17 protein-coding genes are annotated in these 18,962 nt (G+C 38.5%); 8 read left to right on the top strand and 9 right to left on the bottom strand.

Annotation, left to right across the window (positions count from 1 at the left end; genetic code table 11):
• Positions 1–12: 12 nt before the first annotated feature.
• From aceE to nadC, 3 genes are all read right to left on the bottom strand, one after another.
• On the bottom strand, positions 13–2,679 hold the full coding sequence (gene aceE / locus PZ638_RS06210) for a pyruvate dehydrogenase (acetyl-transferring), homodimeric type (RefSeq protein ID WP_004261984.1): 2,667 nt from the start codon (positions 2,677–2,679) through the stop codon (positions 13–15).
• A gap of 171 nt (positions 2,680–2,850) precedes the next feature.
• Positions 2,851–3,621 (bottom strand): pyruvate dehydrogenase complex transcriptional repressor PdhR, encoded by a 771-nt coding sequence (gene pdhR, locus PZ638_RS06205; RefSeq protein WP_004261987.1) that lies wholly within the window; start codon positions 3,619–3,621, stop codon positions 2,851–2,853.
• Between the two features lie 739 nt (positions 3,622–4,360).
• Positions 4,361–5,263, bottom strand: a complete 903-nt coding sequence (gene nadC / locus PZ638_RS06200; RefSeq protein ID WP_094961373.1) for a carboxylating nicotinate-nucleotide diphosphorylase — start codon at positions 5,261–5,263, stop codon at positions 4,361–4,363.
• A gap of 105 nt (positions 5,264–5,368) precedes the next feature.
• Here nadC and ampD point away from each other — a divergent pair, with 105 nt between their 5' ends.
• The 7 genes from ampD to yacG all read left to right on the top strand — a co-directional run bounded on the left by ampD (position 5,369) and on the right by yacG (position 10,947).
• Positions 5,369–5,914 (top strand): 1,6-anhydro-N-acetylmuramyl-L-alanine amidase AmpD, encoded by a 546-nt coding sequence (gene ampD, locus PZ638_RS06195; protein WP_206277934.1) that lies wholly within the window; start codon positions 5,369–5,371, stop codon positions 5,912–5,914.
• Between the two features lie 266 nt (positions 5,915–6,180).
• Entirely contained in the window at positions 6,181–6,606 is a 426-nt protein-coding gene (ppdD, locus tag PZ638_RS06190) for a prepilin peptidase-dependent pilin (RefSeq protein WP_036958460.1), read from the top strand.
• Positions 6,607–6,620: 14 nt separating this feature from the next.
• Positions 6,621–8,021: an ATPase, T2SS/T4P/T4SS family gene (locus PZ638_RS06185; protein WP_136134546.1), complete on the top strand. Its 1,401-nt coding sequence runs from the start codon at positions 6,621–6,623 to the stop codon at positions 8,019–8,021.
• Position 8,022: 1 nt separating this feature from the next.
• On the top strand, positions 8,023–9,210 hold the full coding sequence (locus PZ638_RS06180; RefSeq protein WP_094961371.1) for a type II secretion system F family protein: 1,188 nt from the start codon (positions 8,023–8,025) through the stop codon (positions 9,208–9,210).
• 150 nt (positions 9,211–9,360) lie between these two features.
• Positions 9,361–9,966: a dephospho-CoA kinase gene (gene coaE / locus PZ638_RS06175; RefSeq protein WP_094961370.1), complete on the top strand. Its 606-nt coding sequence runs from the start codon at positions 9,361–9,363 to the stop codon at positions 9,964–9,966.
• An 8-nt stretch (positions 9,967–9,974) separates the two neighbouring features.
• Positions 9,975–10,733, top strand: a complete 759-nt coding sequence (gene zapD, locus PZ638_RS06170; protein ID WP_144140730.1) for a cell division protein ZapD — start codon at positions 9,975–9,977, stop codon at positions 10,731–10,733.
• 16 nt (positions 10,734–10,749) lie between these two features.
• Positions 10,750–10,947 (top strand): DNA gyrase inhibitor YacG, encoded by a 198-nt coding sequence (gene yacG, locus PZ638_RS06165; RefSeq protein ID WP_004262008.1) that lies wholly within the window; start codon positions 10,750–10,752, stop codon positions 10,945–10,947.
• Between the two features lie 69 nt (positions 10,948–11,016).
• Here yacG and mutT read toward each other — a convergent pair whose 3' ends face one another.
• The 3 genes from mutT to secM form a co-directional block, all read right to left on the bottom strand.
• Entirely contained in the window at positions 11,017–11,430 is a 414-nt protein-coding gene (gene mutT, locus PZ638_RS06160; RefSeq protein WP_094961368.1) for an 8-oxo-dGTP diphosphatase MutT, read from the bottom strand.
• Positions 11,431–11,491: 61 nt separating this feature from the next.
• On the bottom strand, positions 11,492–14,203 hold the full coding sequence (gene secA / locus PZ638_RS06155; RefSeq protein WP_004262013.1) for a preprotein translocase subunit SecA: 2,712 nt from the start codon (positions 14,201–14,203) through the stop codon (positions 11,492–11,494).
• 96 nt (positions 14,204–14,299) lie between these two features.
• Entirely contained in the window at positions 14,300–14,830 is a 531-nt protein-coding gene (gene secM / locus PZ638_RS06150; RefSeq protein WP_094961382.1) for a secA translation cis-regulator SecM, read from the bottom strand.
• 75 nt (positions 14,831–14,905) lie between these two features.
• Here secM and PZ638_RS06145 point away from each other — a divergent pair, with 75 nt between their 5' ends.
• Entirely contained in the window at positions 14,906–15,427 is a 522-nt protein-coding gene (locus PZ638_RS06145; RefSeq protein WP_004262017.1) for a DUF721 domain-containing protein, read from the top strand.
• 38 nt (positions 15,428–15,465) lie between these two features.
• Here PZ638_RS06145 and lpxC read toward each other — a convergent pair whose 3' ends face one another.
• From lpxC to ftsA, 3 genes are all read right to left on the bottom strand, one after another.
• Positions 15,466–16,383 (bottom strand): UDP-3-O-acyl-N-acetylglucosamine deacetylase, encoded by a 918-nt coding sequence (lpxC, locus tag PZ638_RS06140; RefSeq protein ID WP_004262020.1) that lies wholly within the window; start codon positions 16,381–16,383, stop codon positions 15,466–15,468.
• 99 nt (positions 16,384–16,482) lie between these two features.
• Positions 16,483–17,640, bottom strand: coding sequence for a cell division protein FtsZ (gene ftsZ / locus PZ638_RS06135; RefSeq protein WP_004262022.1), 1,158 nt, complete (start codon positions 17,638–17,640; stop codon positions 16,483–16,485).
• A 60-nt stretch (positions 17,641–17,700) separates the two neighbouring features.
• Positions 17,701–18,957 carry a cell division protein FtsA gene (gene ftsA, locus PZ638_RS06130; protein ID WP_004262024.1) on the bottom strand — a complete coding sequence of 419 codons (1,257 nt, stop codon included), beginning with the start codon at positions 18,955–18,957 and terminating at the stop codon, positions 17,701–17,703.
• Positions 18,958–18,962 lie beyond the last annotated feature (5 nt).

The raw sequence follows: 18,962 nt of genomic DNA, 5'->3' as shown, positions 1-18,962 counted from the left end.
GATTTTTACCTCTTATGCCAAACGTGGGTTAACTTTATCTGGGTTGATGTTGTATTTTTTAATCGCTTCTTCAACGACTTTTACATCAATCTCACCACGTTTAGCTAATTCACCTAACGCTGCAACGATCACATAGGATGTATCCACTTCAAAGTGGTGACGCAGGTTTTCACGACTGTCTGAACGACCGAAACCATCTGTACCCAGAACACGGTAATCACTTGCAGGAACATAAGTACGAACTTGTTCTGCAAACAGTTTCATATAGTCAGTTGATGCAACTGCTGGTGCATCATTCATAACTTGAGCAATGTATGGAACACGTGGTGCTTCAGATGGGTGCAGCATGTTCCAACGCTCACAATCTTGGCCATCACGTGCCAATTCAGTGAATGAAGTCACGCTATAGACATCAGAACCAATTCCATATTCAGCAGACAAGATGTCAGCGGCTTCACGCACGTGGCGCATCATCGAACCTGAACCTAACAGCTGAACTTTACCTTTGCTACCTTCAACCGAAGCCAGTTTATAGATACCTTTACGGATACCTTCTTCTACGCCTTCTGGCATTGCTGGCATGTGGTAGTTTTCGTTCAGCGTCGTGATGTAGTAGTAAACGTTTTCTTGTTTCTCACCGTACATACGCTCTAAGCCGTCTTGCATGATCACCGCAACTTCGTAAGCGAAAGCTGGGTCATAAGAAATACAGTTAGGGATAGTCAGTGATTGAATATGGCTATGGCCATCTTCATGCTGTAGACCTTCACCATTCAGTGTTGTACGGCCTGAAGTACCACCAATTAAGAAACCGCGTGCTTGTTGGTCACCCGCTGCCCACATCAAGTCACCAATACGTTGGAAACCAAACATTGAGTAGTAGATATAGAACGGGATCATCGGCAAGTTGTTAGTGCTGTATGATGTCGCAGCCGCTAGCCAAGAAGAACCCGCTCCCAGCTCATTGATACCTTCTTGCAGAATTTGACCTTTCGAGTCTTCTTTATAGTAAGCAACTTGCTCACGGTCTTGCGGAGTATATTGCTGACCTTTAGGGCTATAGATACCGATTTGGCGGAATAAACCTTCCATACCAAATGTACGCGCTTCATCAGCGATGATTGGTACTAAACGCTCTTTGATCGATTTGTTTTTCAACATAACGTTCAACGCACGAACGAACGCGATAGTTGTTGAAATTTCTTTAGATTGTTCTTCCAATAATTGGCTGAAATCTGCCAGTGCAGGGATATCCAATTTTTCATCAAAGGTTGAACGACGAGCTGGCAAATAACCACCTAACGCTTGACGGCGCTCATGCAGATATTTGTACTCTTCGGAATCTTTTTCAAACGTAATGTATGGTAGTTTTTCAATTTGCTCATCAGCAACGGGTACATTGAATTGATCACGGAAATGACGAACGCCATCCATGTTCATTTTCTTCACTTGGTGAGCAATGTTTTTACCTTCTGCAGTTTCACCCATGCCATAACCTTTAATGGTTTGAGCTAAAATAACAGTTGGTTTGCCTTTAGTTTCTTGTGCTTTTTTGAACGCTGCGTACACTTTCTTCGGATCGTGACCACCACGGTTCAGTGCCCAAATTTCATCATCAGTCATATCTTTAACTAATGCTGCAGTTTCTGGGTAACGATTAAAGAAGTGTTCACGAACGTATGCACCGTCACGTGATTTAAAGGTTTGGTAGTCGCCGTCTAAGGTTTCGTTCATTAATTGAACAAGTTTACCGCTTGTATCTTTACGCAGTAATTCATCCCAACGGTCGCCCCACATAACTTTGATAACTTGCCAGCCAGCACCATTAAAGATACCTTCTAGTTCATTAACAATTTTACCATTACCTGTAACTGGTCCATCTAAACGTTGCAGGTTACAGTTGATAACAAATACTAAGTTATCTAATTTATCGCGAGTTGCGATAGTAATTGCACCTTTAGACTCTGGCTCATCCATCTCACCATCACCAAGGAATGCATATACGCGCTGAGCTGATGTATCTTTCAGTCCGCGGTTATCAAGGTATTTCAGGAATTTCGCTTGATAAATAGCATTAATTGGACCCAGACCCATTGATACCGTAGGGAACTGCCAGAAATCAGGCATTAATTTAGGGTGTGGATAAGAAGACAGACCATTTCCACCAATTTCTTGACGGAAGTTGTTCATTTGCTCTTCAGTTAAGCGGCCTTCCAAGAACGCACGTGCGTAAATACCTGGAGAGATGTGGCCTTGGAAGAAGACTAAATCCCCGCCGTCATTGTTATTATGTGCACGGAAGAAGTGGTTAAAGCACACTTCATATAAAGTTGCTGATGACTGGAAAGAAGCCATATGGCCACCCAGTTCTAAGTCTTTTTTGGAAGCGCGTAAAACAGTCATCACTGCGTTCCAACGAATTGCAGAGCGAATACGGCGCTCTAAATCCATGTTACCAGGGTATGCCGGCTCATCTTCAACAGCAATTGTGTTGATGTAATCAGAATGACCAGATGCACCAGCGGCAATATTAACACCGCCTTTACGCGCTTCGCTTAATACCTGTTCGATAATAAACTGAGCACGATCAACACCTTCTTCACGGATGACCGATTCAATCGCCTGTAGCCAGTCGCGAGTTTCAATCGGATCCACGTCATTTTTTAACATATCTGACATGGTGTATTCCTTATCTGTTATCTATTTTATATGTTTATGTGGAGCCTATCTTCCTGCTATTTTCCCAGTCGCTATAAAACAGCGGGAAGATAGGCCCTGATGTAGTTGCCGCTTTAACTCTCAATTAGAGTATTCACAATAATATAGACGCAGCAGTCAGGATCTATATTATCAATTCAAATCAGGATGTTGCTGTAACCGACGTAAAGAACGTTCTCTGCGAGTTTGCTCTCGGCTAATATCCAACAGTAAATCTTCAATAAAGGCTAAATGGCGATGAGAAGCTTCACGTGCTTTTTCTGGTTCTCTTGCCATTATAGCGGCAAAAATTTGTGCTCGATGTTCACTAACTGCTTTATACATTTCTTTACGGGTATATAAGAACTCAAAGTTCTGCCGAATATTTTGTTCTAACATCGGGATCATACAACGCAATAGATGTAGCAAAACGACGTTATGAGCAGCTTCAGTGACAATTAATTGATATTGTAATACTGCATCTGACTCTGCTTCTAATCCGCCATTTTCTTGCGCTGTCTTAATTAATTCATAGCTTTGGCGAATCCGTTCGAGATCTTCATCTGTACCACGGAGTGCCGCGTAATACGCAGCAATACCTTCAAGGGCATGACGAGTTTCAAGAAGATCGAATTGAGATTCTGGATTGCCTTCAAGTAGCTGAGCTAAAGGGTCACTAAAGCTTTGCCACATTTTCTTTTGCACGAATGTTCCACCACCTTGGCGGCGAGATAAAAGGCCTTTCGCCTCTAATGTTTGAATTGCTTCACGCACTGATGGTCGAGATACGTCAAACTGTTTTGCAAGTTCGCGCTCAGGAGGCAGCTTTTCGCCAGGGCGTAATGTCCCTTCGAAAATAAGATGTTCGAGACGCTGCTCTATTACATCTGATAACTTTGGTTGGCGAATTTTACCGTAAGTCATAATCTGCCATATTCATGAGTGAGTAATTATTGATTACGTATTACCCAGTGTTAATTGGTAATACCAATTTATTTATGGGTTAATAAAGTAACAAAGTATTCACTATCTGTCCATAAAGACCTTGCGCTAAATCATAAAATCCTGCAAATCTTAACAATTTTTTTTAAAATTTAGCATGAATTGATAACTTAATATGCAATTTGACATGACATATTTTAACATTAAAAACGATTTTTTATGCTAAAATGCAAAAACTGAACCGTTAAAGCAACCAATATAATGAATTTAAATTTAAAATAAGTGCGTTTAAAATCAAATTAACTCATTAATTGCAGTCTTTACTCGTTTGGAACACAACAACGTTAATGAAATGTTAAAATTGCAAGTGGTTTTAAATTTAACTCAAATTTTATTGATTAAATTACACTCAAGCCTATCTATTATTTTAGAATAAAATTGATGTCGAAAATAAAATAGCACTGTAATATTTCAATTTATAGGTGGCACGGAAAATGCGATAAGGTTTCGAGATTCGATTAGCTAGGAGCTACAAAATATTTCGTTGTAACCCATTAAATAGTTAAATCAATGCCAAAATACAATTTGGTAACGAGTGAGTCAGATGTTAGTCACCTATTTAACGCATTAACGTAAATAGGTGACTAATGTATAGGTCTCATCAATAACACTAAGATTAATGAGCCCAGTTAAGGCACCCTGAGTGTATTAACCAGATCACTTACCTATTCTTATCAATAAAACGCATAGACAAATCCATGGCTTTAATATGTTTGGTTAGCGCCCCAACAGAAATAAAATCAACCCCTGTTTCTGCGAACTCTTTTATCGTTTCTAATGTGACATCGCCAGAAACTTCAAGTGCCGCTTTTCCTGCCGTTAACACTACCGCTTCTTTCATCATAACTGGAGTAAAATTATCCAACATAATGATATCAGCATTCGCTTTTAAAGCTCGTAATAGCTCATCTAAGCTTTCTACTTCAATTTCAATTGGGACATCCGGATGGGCGCTACGCGCTAATTCAACAGCTCGCTCGACTGAACCTGCAGATATAATATGGTTTTCTTTTATTAAGTAAGCATCAGATAAACCTAGACGATGATTAAACCCTCCCCCCATCAATACCGCATATTTTAAAGCGGTTCTTAAACCAGGGATAGTTTTACGGGTATCAAGTAACTTCGCTCTTGTACCTGTGATTTGTTTTACATATTCGGCAGTTATACTTGAAACAGAAGAAAGCGTTTGAATGAAATTCAAAGAGGTGCGTTCACCTGTTAATAAAATTTGTGATGGGCCATGCATCTCACAGAGAACTTGGTTAGGGGTAACGGTTTCACCATCTTGAACTTTCCAATCAATGTTGACTTGCCCACCAAGTTGAAGAAAAACTTCATCTAACCATTGTTTCCCACAGAAAACGCCATGTTCACGAGTAATAATTCGAGCACTCGCTTGTGTACCTACATTTAACAGCTGACCAGTAATATCTTTTTTATAATCAACAGATTGACCTAAATCTTCTTTCAAAGCAACACTGACCATAAAAGGAATGTCAACCTGTAACCGCTCAAGAAGCATTTTACGTCTTTGTTGTTCATCATATCGCCGTATAGTCATTTTAACTCCAAAATATGCACTCGCTTTGTTTCATCTATGCTAATCTTTTCGTTCGCAGATAACGAGTGTTAACAAAAAAGAAAAGAGAATACTATGGATAACGATATGAAAATACACAATGGTTGGCTAAATAATGTGACTCATATCCCTTCTCCACATCATGATGAGCGCCCCTCTAATACCATACCTTATCTTCTAGTTATTCATAATATCAGCCTTCCTCCAGGACAATTTGGTGGCCCTTATATAAACCAATTATTTACAGGGACTTTAAACCCTGATGAACACCCATTTTTTAATGAAATCAGACATCTTCGAGTTTCAGCTCATTGCCTAATACGCCGTGATGGTGCAATCATTCAATATGTCCCCTTTCATTTACGGGCTTGGCACGCTGGGCAGTCTTCCTACCAAGGCCAAGAAAAATGCAACGACTTTTCTATTGGTATTGAGCTAGAAGGCACTGATTTTGAACCATTTACAGAAGAACAATATCAATCCCTTACTTATTTAACTAATTTACTTATACTTGAATACCCACTAATTAAAAATAATATTACTGGTCATAGTAATATAGCTCCTGGTCGTAAAACGGATCCTGGCCCATTTTTTGATTGGGGATATTATAAGAATAAATTAAACAATTATTAACTTTATAATTATTAGCGGATAATATCTTTATTCAATTTACCCGCTAATAAAAAATATATAAACTTATCTTCTCTTAATTTATAACTGAACTCCAGCCTCTATTTTTCTTTATTATTTTTTTTGCGAAGCTGCTCGAAGAAAAATGAAACCCCACGTACATTTCAATAAAAAATCACAAATCGTTTCGCACTACCTTTTTTAAACTCTAATTTTAACTTAAAAATACAATTATGATGAAACCTCACTTAACAACGGAGGTTTTATTTATGAATCAACAAGGATTTTCACTCATTGAAATTATGGTAGTAATTGCAATTATATCAATTCTAAGTGCTATTGCTATCCCTGGCTATCAAAGCTATATGCAAAAAGCAGCAATTACTGATGTACTCCAGACTGTTATCCCATATAAAAACAGTGTTGAAATATGTAGCTTTAATCGAGGGAGTTTATCACAATGTAATGGAGGCAATGATGATATCCCTACCAATATAACTGGAAAATACATTAGTAAAATAGAAGTTAAATCTGGGGTTATTACATTTTCTACTGACAAATCATTATCAGGCTTAAAAGTCACATTAACACCAACCCTTCCTAGCATAGGCAACCCCTTTAATTGGACAGTTGTTTGCGAAAACAAAGATAATGCCAAATTGAAGTCATTATGTAATAAAACCTTTGTGTTTTAACTGGAAGTATTTATATGAACATGACTAAAAACGAGCAGTTTATTTATAAAGAACTTAAGAGTATATGTGATAGAAATTACATTATAATCATCGATTATAATCAAAAACGGTTATCTATAGCTGTTGTTAAAAAACCAGATGACAACTTGATAGCCACATTAAAATTTATTGCTAGTGTCCCTGTATGCTATGATATTTGGCCAAAAGAAAAAATAGACCATTATTTTAATAATACAATACATGAAATAAAAGAGGAAGAAAGTAGTTATCAATCTCCAGAACCCGAACTATTAAGCACTTCATCTCCTGCGATTAGTTTTGTTGAGGAGCTATTAAAAACAGCAGTTCATAAACGCTCATCAGATATACACCTTGAGCCGACTAAGCAAGGGTTAAAAATTCGATTACGTGTCGATGGAAAGTTATATTTTATTCCTTCTCCACCTTACGAAATTAATAGTGAAATTATTGCTCGTATAAAAATATTGGCAAAAATGAATATCGCGGAGAAAAGATTTCCACAAGATGGCCAAATGAGTTGGTACTTTGATGGACAAAACTATAGCATCCGTCTTTCTAGTATTCCGACAATTCATGGTGAAAAATTGGTCTTACGTATTTTAAATACACAATTAAAATATTCTTTAGAGCACATAGGGATGTGCTCTTCCCTTCTAGAGTTATTAAAAGAGTATTTAAATCGTCCACAAGGATTAATTTTAGTCACAGGGCCGACAGGAAGCGGTAAAACAGTAACTCTTTATAGCTACTTAGAATATTTAAATCAATCCTCAAGAAATATAACAACCATTGAAGACCCAATTGAAATTCCATTACAAGGAATCAACCAAACTCAAGTCAATGAAAAATATAAACTTAATTTTTCTTCTATTTTAAGGGCGCTACTGCGACAAGACCCTGATGTCATTATGATCGGTGAGATTCGTGATGAAGAAACAGCTAAGATCGCGACTCGAGCAGCGCAAACTGGCCATCTAGTTTTGTCGACATTGCATACCAATTGTACATTCAGTGCAATAGAGAGAATGAACCAATTAGGAGTAGAAAATAGTCAACTTAAATCATGTTTGAAAATGGTTATTGCACAAAGATTAGTAAGAAAACTTTGCCCTCACTGCAAAGAAAAAACACCTAAGAAAACTAAATTACACAATAACTGTGTAATTAATGAATGGTCCTCAAAGGGGTGTGAGCTATGTTTTTCTGGTTTTATGGGAAGAACCGCTGTTTATGAATATATAGATCAAAGCAATATTAGCGAAATACTGACAAAAAATACATTAGAAAATCAAAGTAATTTTGTTAACCTTTTTAATGCAGGAATAGAGCTCGTTGAAATGAGTGAGACAACTCTCCAAGAAATCTATTCTATCATCGGAAATGGAGTAAATTAACATGTTTATTTATTCATATATCGCCATTGATTTTAACAATCAATTAACATACAGCACATTAATAGCAAAAAGCAAAAAACATGCATTCATCAACATATCTGAAAGAAATTTAATTCCTGTACAAATAAAGTTAAAAACATTATTTTCATTGGACAAAAAGAATATTAATTATCGAATTCATTTCTTCCACCAGTTATCTTTATTATCATCATCAGGTATTAATCTCGTACAATGTTTAAAAATATTACATACCAACTGCCAACTTCCTTTTTGGATTGATATTATTGAAAACTCGATAGTTCATATAGAAAAAGGAGAGAAGTTTTCACAGTATTTGAAGAAGCACCCAACAATATTTAATGATACTATAATAAGCATTGTTACCATTGCCGAGAAAACAGGGCAATACGAACAAAGTTTTAGTACAATCAATTCAATATTGGAACATAATAATAAAGTGTCTTTACTCATCAGTAAATCGATACGATACCCAATAATTCTTTCTTCATTTTCAATAATGTTATTAATCATTATGATGGTCTATGTAGTTCCTCAATTTGAAAACATCTATCAAAATACCAGACACGAATTACCACTCGTTACAAAAATCATAACCTTTATTTCAAGCTTTCTAAGAGAGTACTTAGTTTACTTATTTTCTTTTCTTTTACTTTCTCTCCCTCTCGTATTTAAATTCAAAGAAAAAACATTATCTTTATTAAAAAACACAATAATTCATCTACCGATATTCAAAAAATCATTACAACTCCATAACTTAAGTTTGTATTTTTTAACGATGTACTCAACAATTAACGTAGGCTTATCATTATCCGAATGTTTAAAATGCACAATTCAAACTATCAATAACCATCAATATAAAAAAGACTGTGAACACGTGCATATATCGGTACATAAAGGAGAGTTACTGTCCCATGCTATGAAGAGAACCAAGTTCTTTCCTGATTTATCTGTACAGCTAATGTCTATTGCAGAAGAATCTGGAAAAATACACTACTTTTCAAAGTATTTATTCAAATATTATTCAGAGCAATATATTTTTATTACTGAAAAAAACCTAAAAAATATTGAACCTATTTTACTCCTTTTAATTGCCATCCTAGTAGGAATGATCATGTTAGCAATGTATCTACCGATATTTAATTTAGGTAATGTTATAACTGAACTATAAATAATTTCATGTGGATATGAATATTACATTTTACCCTAACAACTTTATATAATATTTTTTTAAACTATTCACAGTATATAACTTTGGATGAAGACAAATGATTTATTTCAGTGTAATCTATTTTTTTTCAACGAGTAAATGAATAATCATATGCCTTATATAGTTGCTTTAACAGGTGGTATTGGAAGTGGTAAAACAACAGTTGCAAACGAGTTTGCTAAACTTGGAGTCCCCCTAGTTGATGCCGATGTGATTGCACGACAGGTTGTTGAGCCTAACAGCCCAGCCCTTGAAAGCATTAGATATCACTTCGGTGAAGATATTATTCTTCCCAACGGGTGCCTAGATAGGCAACGCTTACGAGACATTATTTTTTCTAAGCCCGATGAAAAAAAGTGGCTGAATGCTCTACTTCATCCATTGATTCAACAAGAAACGCAAAAACAATTTCAACAAATAGATTACCCTTATGTATTATGGGTAGTCCCTTTATTAATTGAAAATAATATTCATCATTTGGCTGATAGGGTATTAGTTGTCGATGTTACTGTGGAAGAACAAATTCAACGAACCCTAAAAAGAGATAAGACCAGTTTAGAACAAGTAACTAATATACTTAATGCACAAGTTAGTCGTGAAAAACGACTTAATCATGCCAATGATATAATAACAAACCATACTCATGGCACGGATCTCTCTGACAAGGTAGCAATTCTTCATAACCAGTACTTAACACTAGCAAAAATAAAAAAATAGGAATTGAAATGGGCGAATTAATTACAACAAATTTGATTACTTATGAATATCCAATGAATGAAAAAATTCGTTCGTGGTTGCGCCTTGAAACACTTTTATCTCAAATTTATGAGCTAAGTAATATTACCTCCTACTCTACTGGTATTGCTTTTTTTCGCTCAGTTTCAGAATTAATTGAAATCCTAGATAGAGGAGAAGTTCGTTCTGAGCTTATAAAAGAACTAGAAAAACAACGAACTCGGCTATCTAATTGGGCAGAAGCTCCTAACGCTGATAACCAATTAATATCTACATTACTAAAACAATTATCAGAAACAACATCCCATTTAATGTCCGCAGCACGCTTTGGCCACCATCTACGTACAGATAAAATTATTAGTATGGTACGCCAACGTTTAAGTATTCCTGGTGGCTGTTGTAGTTTCGACCTACCGACTTTACAACTTTGGTTAAATATCCCACAAACTGAACGAGACAAGGTCATTAGTGGCTGGTTGCAAAGCCTCGACCCACTCAATGATGCATTGCAAACTGTTCTAACACTAATTCGGCAAAATGGAATCTTTGAACAAAAAGAGTCTCATAATGGTTTTTATCAAGACAACGTAGAAGGTAAAGAACTGCTACGCATCAAGTTAACTGCAGAACACTTGGTATACCCACAAATCTCTGGCCACAAAACACGATTCGCACTACGTTTTCTACATATCGACAGTGAGAATGGTATACTCCCCGATATTATTAATTTTGAGTTATCCTGTTGCTAGCTAGAGAAATATTTTTATGAGTGAAATCATTGAAGTTAATTGCCCTACATGTAAAAAAATAGTTGTTTGGAATGAAAATAGCCCGTTCCGGCCATTTTGTAGTAAGCGTTGTCAACTTATTGACCTTGGTGAATGGGCTAGTGAAGAAAAACGAATTGCGAGTCAAGGGGATATTTCTGACAGCGATGACTGGAGTGAACAACCAGATAAATAATGTATAAGTCGTGACATCGTAAATTAAGTGGAAAATATATTATTGTGTATTTTCCACTTAATATCATTATCAGCTATTATGTTGATCACTTCTCTGTGTTAATAAATCAACAATGATACGGTTTGCTGGGGGAAATTCTTCAGCTTTAAGCTCATGCTGAGAAACCCAACGCGAATCCTGCCCTTCTCTACCATACGGTTCATTTTCCCATGAAGATACCATAAAAAAATAGAGTGTAATGAAACGGTCATCAAACTCATGGTCAACCCGATGAAGTAACTCGTTCTTAGTCACTACAATTCCAACTTCTTCTTCAAGTTCGCGAATTAAAGCGGCTTCAGGAGATTCATTAACTTCAAGTTTCCCACCGGGAAATTCCCAAAAACCAGCCATATGCGTGCCTTCTGGCCGTTTAGTAATAAAAATTTTTTGCTCTAGGTTACGAATAATCCCAGCAGCGATATGCAAATGTTTTTTTTCCATAATTTTTTCGTCAAAAAGGCGGGTTACCCCGCCTTTTTTATATTAATGAGTGAATGTTGAATTAATTTAAACGGCCATGGCATTGCTTGTATTTTTTACCCGAACCACAAGGACAAGGGTCATTACGGCCAATTTTGTGACCTTGGGTTGCAATTTTAGCTTCGGTTTCAGTCATTAAAGATTCAGCGCCAGCTTCATGGCTTAATTGTTGCCTTTTCGCTAAACGCTCAGCTTCTTCACGACGCTGTTGTTCTAATGCTTCAACCTCTTCAGGTAAACGAACTTGTACCTTAGATAAAGTACTAATCACTTCATATTTCAATGCTTCAAGCATGTTAGCAAACATACTGAAAGATTCACGTTTGTATTCTTGCTTAGGATCTTTTTGCGCATAACCACGCAAATGAATACCTTGACGTAAGTAATCCATTGACGCTAAGTGCTCTTTCCATAACGTGTCTAATGTTTGCAACATGACACCTTTTTCGAAATTACGCATCGCTTCCGCGCCAACAATTTCTTCTTTACGATCATAAACTTCAATCGCTTTTGCCATAATACGTTCACGTAATGTTTCTTCGTGTAACTCTGGCTCTTTATCTAACCACTCTTTGATTGGTAAATCGAGGTCAAAATCATTGACTAAACGCTGATGTAGCCCTTCGATATCCCACATTTCTTCAAGTGATTGAGGTGGAATATAGGCATCCATCGTTGTGGTTAATACATCTTCACGAATGCTATCAACCGTTTCTTTAATATCACCGCCATCCAGTAGTTCATTACGCTGAGTATAAATCGCACGACGTTGGTCACTAGCAACATCATCATACTCAAGTAATTGTTTACGGATATCAAAGTTACGGCTTTCAACTTTACGTTGCGCATTAGCAATAGCCTTGGTCACCCATGGGTGTTCAATCGCTTCACCCGGCTTCATACCTAACTTTTTCATCATGCCAGTAACGCGGTCTGAAGCAAAAATACGCATCAGCGCATCTTCCATTGATAAGTAAAAACGAGATGAACCCGCATCCCCTTGACGACCGGCACGACCACGTAACTGGTTATCGATACGACGTGACTCATGACGTTCTGTACCAATAATATGTAAACCACCTGCTGCTAAAACAGCGTCATGGCGAACTTTCCAGTTTGCTTTGATTTCATCAATTTGCTCTTGAGTTGGCTCTTCTAATGCAGCAACCTCAGTTTGCCAGCTACCACCTAGCATGATGTCAGTACCACGACCGGCCATATTAGTTGCGATCGTTACAGCTCCAGCTTGACCCGCATTCGCAATGATGTCAGCTTCCATTGCATGGAATTTTGCATTCAAAACATTATGAGCAATTTTAGCTTTTTTCAACGCATTCGAAATCAATTCGGATTTTTCGATTGAAATTGTACCAACAAGAACGGGTTGCCCATTGGCAGTTCTTTCACGAATATCTTCAATAATTGCTGCAAACTTATCAGCTTCGTTCATATAAACGAGGTCAGGTAAATCTTTACGCACCATTGGGCGGTTAGTTGGGATAACAATTGTATCGAGTTTATAAATTGAGCTAAACTCAAAAGCTTCGGTATCCGCAGTACCTGTCATACCTGCAAGCTTTTCATATAAACGGAAATAGTTCTGGAAAGTAATTGAAGCCAAGGTTTGGTTTTCGTTTTGAATTTCAACGCCTTCTTTCGCTTCTACTGCTTGGTGTAAGCCGTCAGACCAACGACGCCCTTCCATTGTACGGCCAGTGTGTTCATCAACAATAACAATTTGACCGTCTTTTACAATATAATCAACGTCTAAGGTAAATAGCGCATGAGCACGTAAGCCCGCCATCACATGGTGCATTAACATGATATTAGAAGGTGAATATAAAGACTCTCCTTCATCCATTAAACCTTCTTTTGCTAGAAGCTCTTCGATTAACACCAGTCCACGTTCAGTTATAGTCACTTGACGCGATTTTTCATCGACAGAAAAATGGCCTTCCCCTTGGAAAGTATCTGAATCTTCTTTCTCTTGACGTTGAAGATATGGAATAAGTTTATCAACTTTTTGGTACAGTTCAGAACTGTCTTCTGCAGGACCTGAAATAATCAGTGGTGTACGCGCTTCATCGATAAGAATGGAGTCAACCTCATCCACCAAAGCATAATGCAATTTACGCTGAACACGCTCTTCAGGGCTAAACGCCATGTTGTCACGTAGGTAGTCGAAACCAAATTCATTATTAGTACCGTAAGTAATATCTGCCGCATATGCTTCACGTTTTGCAGGCGGAGCCATGCCTGGCAGGTTGATACCCACAGTTAAGCCTAAGAATTCAAATAATGGACGGTTATTTTCAGCATCACGTTTGGCTAAGTAATCATTCACCGTAACTACGTGAACCCCTTTACCACTTAATGCGTTGATATAAGCAGGTAATGTTGCTGTTAAAGTTTTACCTTCCCCTGTACGCATCTCTGCGATACAGCGTTCGTTTAGTACCATTCCACCGATAAGCTGTACATCAAAGTGGCGCATACCAAATACACGTTTACTTGCTTCACGAACAGTTGCAAATGCCTCAGGGATGATACTTTCTAAACTTTCACCTTTCGTTAAACGCTCACGAAATTCCACCGTTTTTGCTTTTAACTCATCATCAGATAACTTTTCGAAATCGGGTTCAAGACGGTTAATTTTTTCAACTTCTTTACGTAAACGGCGCAACGTACGGTCATTACGGCTACCAAAAACTTTGGTCAAAATCTTTGTTAACATATTTTAATCTCTAATAATCAATTAATTACTTTAAATTTTTATAAATTTTATGACGTAAAACAGCACAACGATGAGCTGTTTTACCATGAATGAAGATTAAACTGTTAACGGGCCGGCACGAATGCCGTGAACTTGAGCAATCCAAATTGCAGGTTGATAGGCAATAATATGAGGATAGTTATAATGACTAAATTGAATAACACTTTCATCCCACTGAAGTGAACGCTGTGCTAACATGGCATACAGCGTGTCTAACATCAGTTGTGGGGCAATAAGCTGTTCAGTCTCTTCTGTTGCAGCGTTTACATCATCGTCTTCTGTCGCCGAAAAAGCAAAAGTTAACTGCCGAATAACGTTTCTTACCGCATGTTGCTGCCAGTAATTTACTGAATAAGATGACGATGATGACGAAGAGCGTTGGGAATTCTGTTGAGCAAATAAATTGTCAAAAGCATTCACAGCTTGGCTTTGGCGATTAACTGGAGAAGAGTTAACCTGTGTATGTTGAGAATCTGATAACGCATTTAAAATTGTAGGCAAGCCGACACCTGTGGCAACCACACCTAATAGCAGGTGGGACCAAAAGTATTTTCTACCAAGTTGTCGCCAAAAATTTAAAATGCCCATCAAACTCTTATATAATGAATAAGTGACAAAATTATTATTTGCAATTCGTTGTTTCATTCTCAGCTGGAGCTAAAAATGAGAGATAGTCATCCACAAGCACTTTTTGATGTTCTTGAAGGCTCATTGGCAACATCATCAAACACTTTACAAACTATTCAGCGTAATGCAAAAGCGATTATCAAACTGAATCGTGCTGTAAAAGGATTACTGCCGGCTGAAATCAAACCCATGTGCCGTGTTGCAAACTATCGTAATAATGTTATGGTCATTGAAGTGGCAAACGCCAGTTGGATGACCCGACTTAATTACGAAAAAATCAATCTTCTTTCTGCATTAAGAACGTCCATTCTACCATCTTTATCCTCTATCGACATCAGAATCAATCCCGATCTTATGCGAAAATCGAGACAAAATAGTTCACTAACTAAGCAAACAGTCTCAATAAGTCAAAAAATGAACGAACGTCAGATAAGTCCACAAACTGCACAAGCGCTTTTGAAATTAGCCGAAAATAGCCCGAAAGGATTAAAAGAAAGGTTTGAGCGGCTGGCTGCACTAGCCGGAGAGAGTACTAGCGCAACCAACAGAAAAGGCTAAATTCGATCAGTTCTCGAAGATAGCTGCATAATCAAATTTTATGCAAACACCGTTGAAGGTGCTTTGAATGCGACAGGCAATTGAGCTTCGTCTTCAAATGTGACGAGATCCCAAGCTGATTCTTTCGCCAAAACTGCTTGTAATAGCTTGTTATTCAATGCATGGCCTGATTTAAACGCCGTGAATGCGCCAATAATATTGTGCCCACACATGAATAAATCACCAATTGCATCCAACATTTTGTGACGAACGAATTCATCTTCAAAACGTAAGCCATCTTCGTTAAGAACTTTATAGTCATCAACAACGATGGCGCAGTCGAAACTACCGCCTAAGCATAAGCCTTTTGATTGCAGATATTCAATATCACGCATAAAGCCAAAAGTACGCGCGCGGCTTATTTGATTTACAAATGATTCCGCTGAGAAATCAAGTGAGTAGCGTTGTGTGCTACTATCAATCGCTGGATGCTGAAAATCGATTGTGAAATCAAGGCTAAACCCATTATAAGGTCGCATTTCAGCCCATTTATCACCATCTTCAACACGTACTGTTTCTTTTATACGTAAAAATTTCTTTGCACAATTTAATTCTTCAATACCGCCATCAAGCAGTAAGAATACAAATGGTGCGGCACTGCCATCCATAATAGGGATTTCAGGCGCATTGACTTCAATAACAATGTTATCGATACCTAACCCTGCTAAGGCAGCATTCAAATGCTCAACAGTCGAAATACGCACATTATCTTCATTGACTAAGCAAGTACATAACATGGTGTCACGAACTGATTTCGCATCTGCCGGAAAATCAACCGGTGGATTAAGGTCAGTACGACGGTAGATGACCCCGGTATTGGCCGGCGCTGGACGTAATGTAAGCGTAACTTTCTTGCCGGTATGTAAACCAACACCAGTCGCTGTAATAATACGTTTTAGTGTCCGTTGTTTGATCATCGTATTTTTCTCGCAATGTTATAAGTCCTACTGATCATCATACAAGATAATCAGTAGGAAATTTTAGCACAAAAAGCGGAGAAACCAATATAAATAAAATTAATCGGCCTGTTTACGCAAGAACGCAGGAATATCAAGATAATCTGGTTCTTTATTTGTTTGCGTATTTTGGTCATTGACCGCTTTAGCCGCTGGTTTCTCTTCTGTTAATGAAGACATGCTATTTTGCATTTGCTGATAGCGCTGTTCCATTGACGCCTGCTGAGACATTTTATTGCTAACTAAAGTAATTTCTGGACGTTTGTCCATACCAATACCTGTAGCAACAACTGTAACACGCAGTTCTTCGTGCATTTCTGGGTCAAGAGATGTACCGATTACCACAGTTGCATTATCAGATGCGAAAGCACGAATAGTGTTACCCACCGTTTCAAACTCATCTAAACGCAGGTCGAAACCAGCCGTGATGTTAACTAATACACCGCGTGCACCAGACAGGTCGATATCTTCAAGAAGTGGACTAGAAATAGCCATTTCTGCCGCTTCTTCTGCTCTATCTTCACCACGAGCAACACCTGACCCCATCATTGCGTAGCCCATTTCTGACATCACAGTACGTACGTCAGCAAAGTCTACGTTCATTAAACCTGGGCGTGTAATCAGTTCAGCGATACCTTGTACTGCACCTTTTAGTACGTCATTTGCCGCACCAAAAGCATCCAGTAATGAGATACCACGACCAAGTACTTTTAATAATTTATCATTTGGGATAGTGATCAATGAGTCAACATGTTTTGACAACTCAGTGATACCAGCCTCTGCAAATGCCATGCGCTTTTTACCTTCGAAATTGAAAGGTTTAGTCACGACAGCAACTGTCAGAATACCCAATTCTTTGGCAACCTCGGCAACGACCGGAGCTGCACCAGTCCCTGTACCGCCACCCATACCTGCTGCGATAAAGACCATATCCGCGCCATCTAAAGCATTACGCAGCGCCTCACGGTCTTCTTCAGCGGCATTACGGCCAACTTCAGGGTTTGCACCTGCACCCAGACCTTTGGTAATACCGGTACCGATCTGGATAGTTTGTCCAACTGCGGTTTTACGCAGCGCTTGTGCATCTGTATTGACAGCGAAGAATTCAACGCCTTCAATACGTTCACGCACCATGTGTTCAACGGCGTTACCGCCGCCGCCGCCAACGCCGATGACTTTAATCACCGCATCGTTGGTTAGCTCCATTGGTTCAAACATAATGTCTCTCCGTTTTGTGCTTACTACTTTTGAAGCTAATAATATGCTTCTTTATCAAAATTAAAATTCTTTTCTCAGCCAACTGGTGATTTTACTAAACCATCCACTAACTGATGCACGTTTTTCTACTTCGGTATCATCGCCTAAATGGCTTTCTTTACCGTAATGCAGAAGCCCTACTGCTGTTGAATAATATGGCTCCTGCGCATAATCCGTTAACCCTGTGATGTTGAGCGGTGTACCAATTCGCACTTGCGTATGGAACACTTTTTGCGCACATTCGACTAGACCATCAATTTGTGCGGCCCCACCAGTCAACACGATACCAGCTGCCAAATGGTGTTTGACACCTTGTTGGCGTAACTGTTCCTGTAAATTTAAAATTTCTTCATTTACTAAGTTTAACAGCTCAGTATACCTTGGCTCTATCACTTCTGCTAAGGTTTGACGCTGTAAGCTTCTTGGTGGTCGCCCACCAACACTTGGCACTTCCACGGTCTCGTCTTTACTCACGATAGAACCGACTGCACACCCATGACGCACTTTAATGGCTTCTGCATCACTAGGTGGTGTTCCAAACGCATAAGCGATGTCGCTTGTTACCACATTGCCTGCATACGGGATGACTTTTGTATGGCGCAAAGCCCCGCCAGTGTAAACCGCCATATCCATAGTGCCGCCACCGATATCAACGACACATACACCTAATTCACGCTCATCTTCCGTTAAAACACTATAACTTGCAGCGAGACCGGCAAAAATAAGCTGGTCAACTTTTAACCCACAACGTTCAACGGCTTTAACAATATTTTTTGCCATATCGTTATGGCAGGTGATCAAATGAACTTTGGCTTGCATACGTACACCGGATAAACCAACCGGGTTTTTAATCCCTTCTTGGTAATCTATTGCAAATTCTTGCGGTATCACGTGCAAAATTCTGTGCTCATCACGAACACGTACCGATTTTGCTGTATGCACAACACTGTCAACATCTTCTTGCGTCACTTCTTCTTCTGAAACTGGCACCATACCAATCTCATTTTGGCAACTGACGTGCTTACCCGATAGCGCAAGGTAAACCGATGAGATTTGGCAGTCGGCCATGAGTTCTGCCTGATCAATGGCTCTTTGTACACATTTTACCACTGACTCAAGATCGTTTACGCCACCTTTGTCCATTCCACGAGATGGACAACTTCCCACCCCAATAATATTAACCATACCATCGGGCAGAATTTCGCCAACAAGGGCTGATACCTTGGAAGTTCCAATTTCAAGGCCTACCACTAATTTTCTGTCCGTTGCTTTAATCATTTTTT

The organism is Providencia hangzhouensis (genome assembly GCF_029193595.2).
GTDB classification, from domain to species: domain Bacteria; phylum Pseudomonadota; class Gammaproteobacteria; order Enterobacterales; family Enterobacteriaceae; genus Providencia; species Providencia hangzhouensis.
This window is presented reverse-complemented; position numbering and strand designations above follow the sequence as displayed.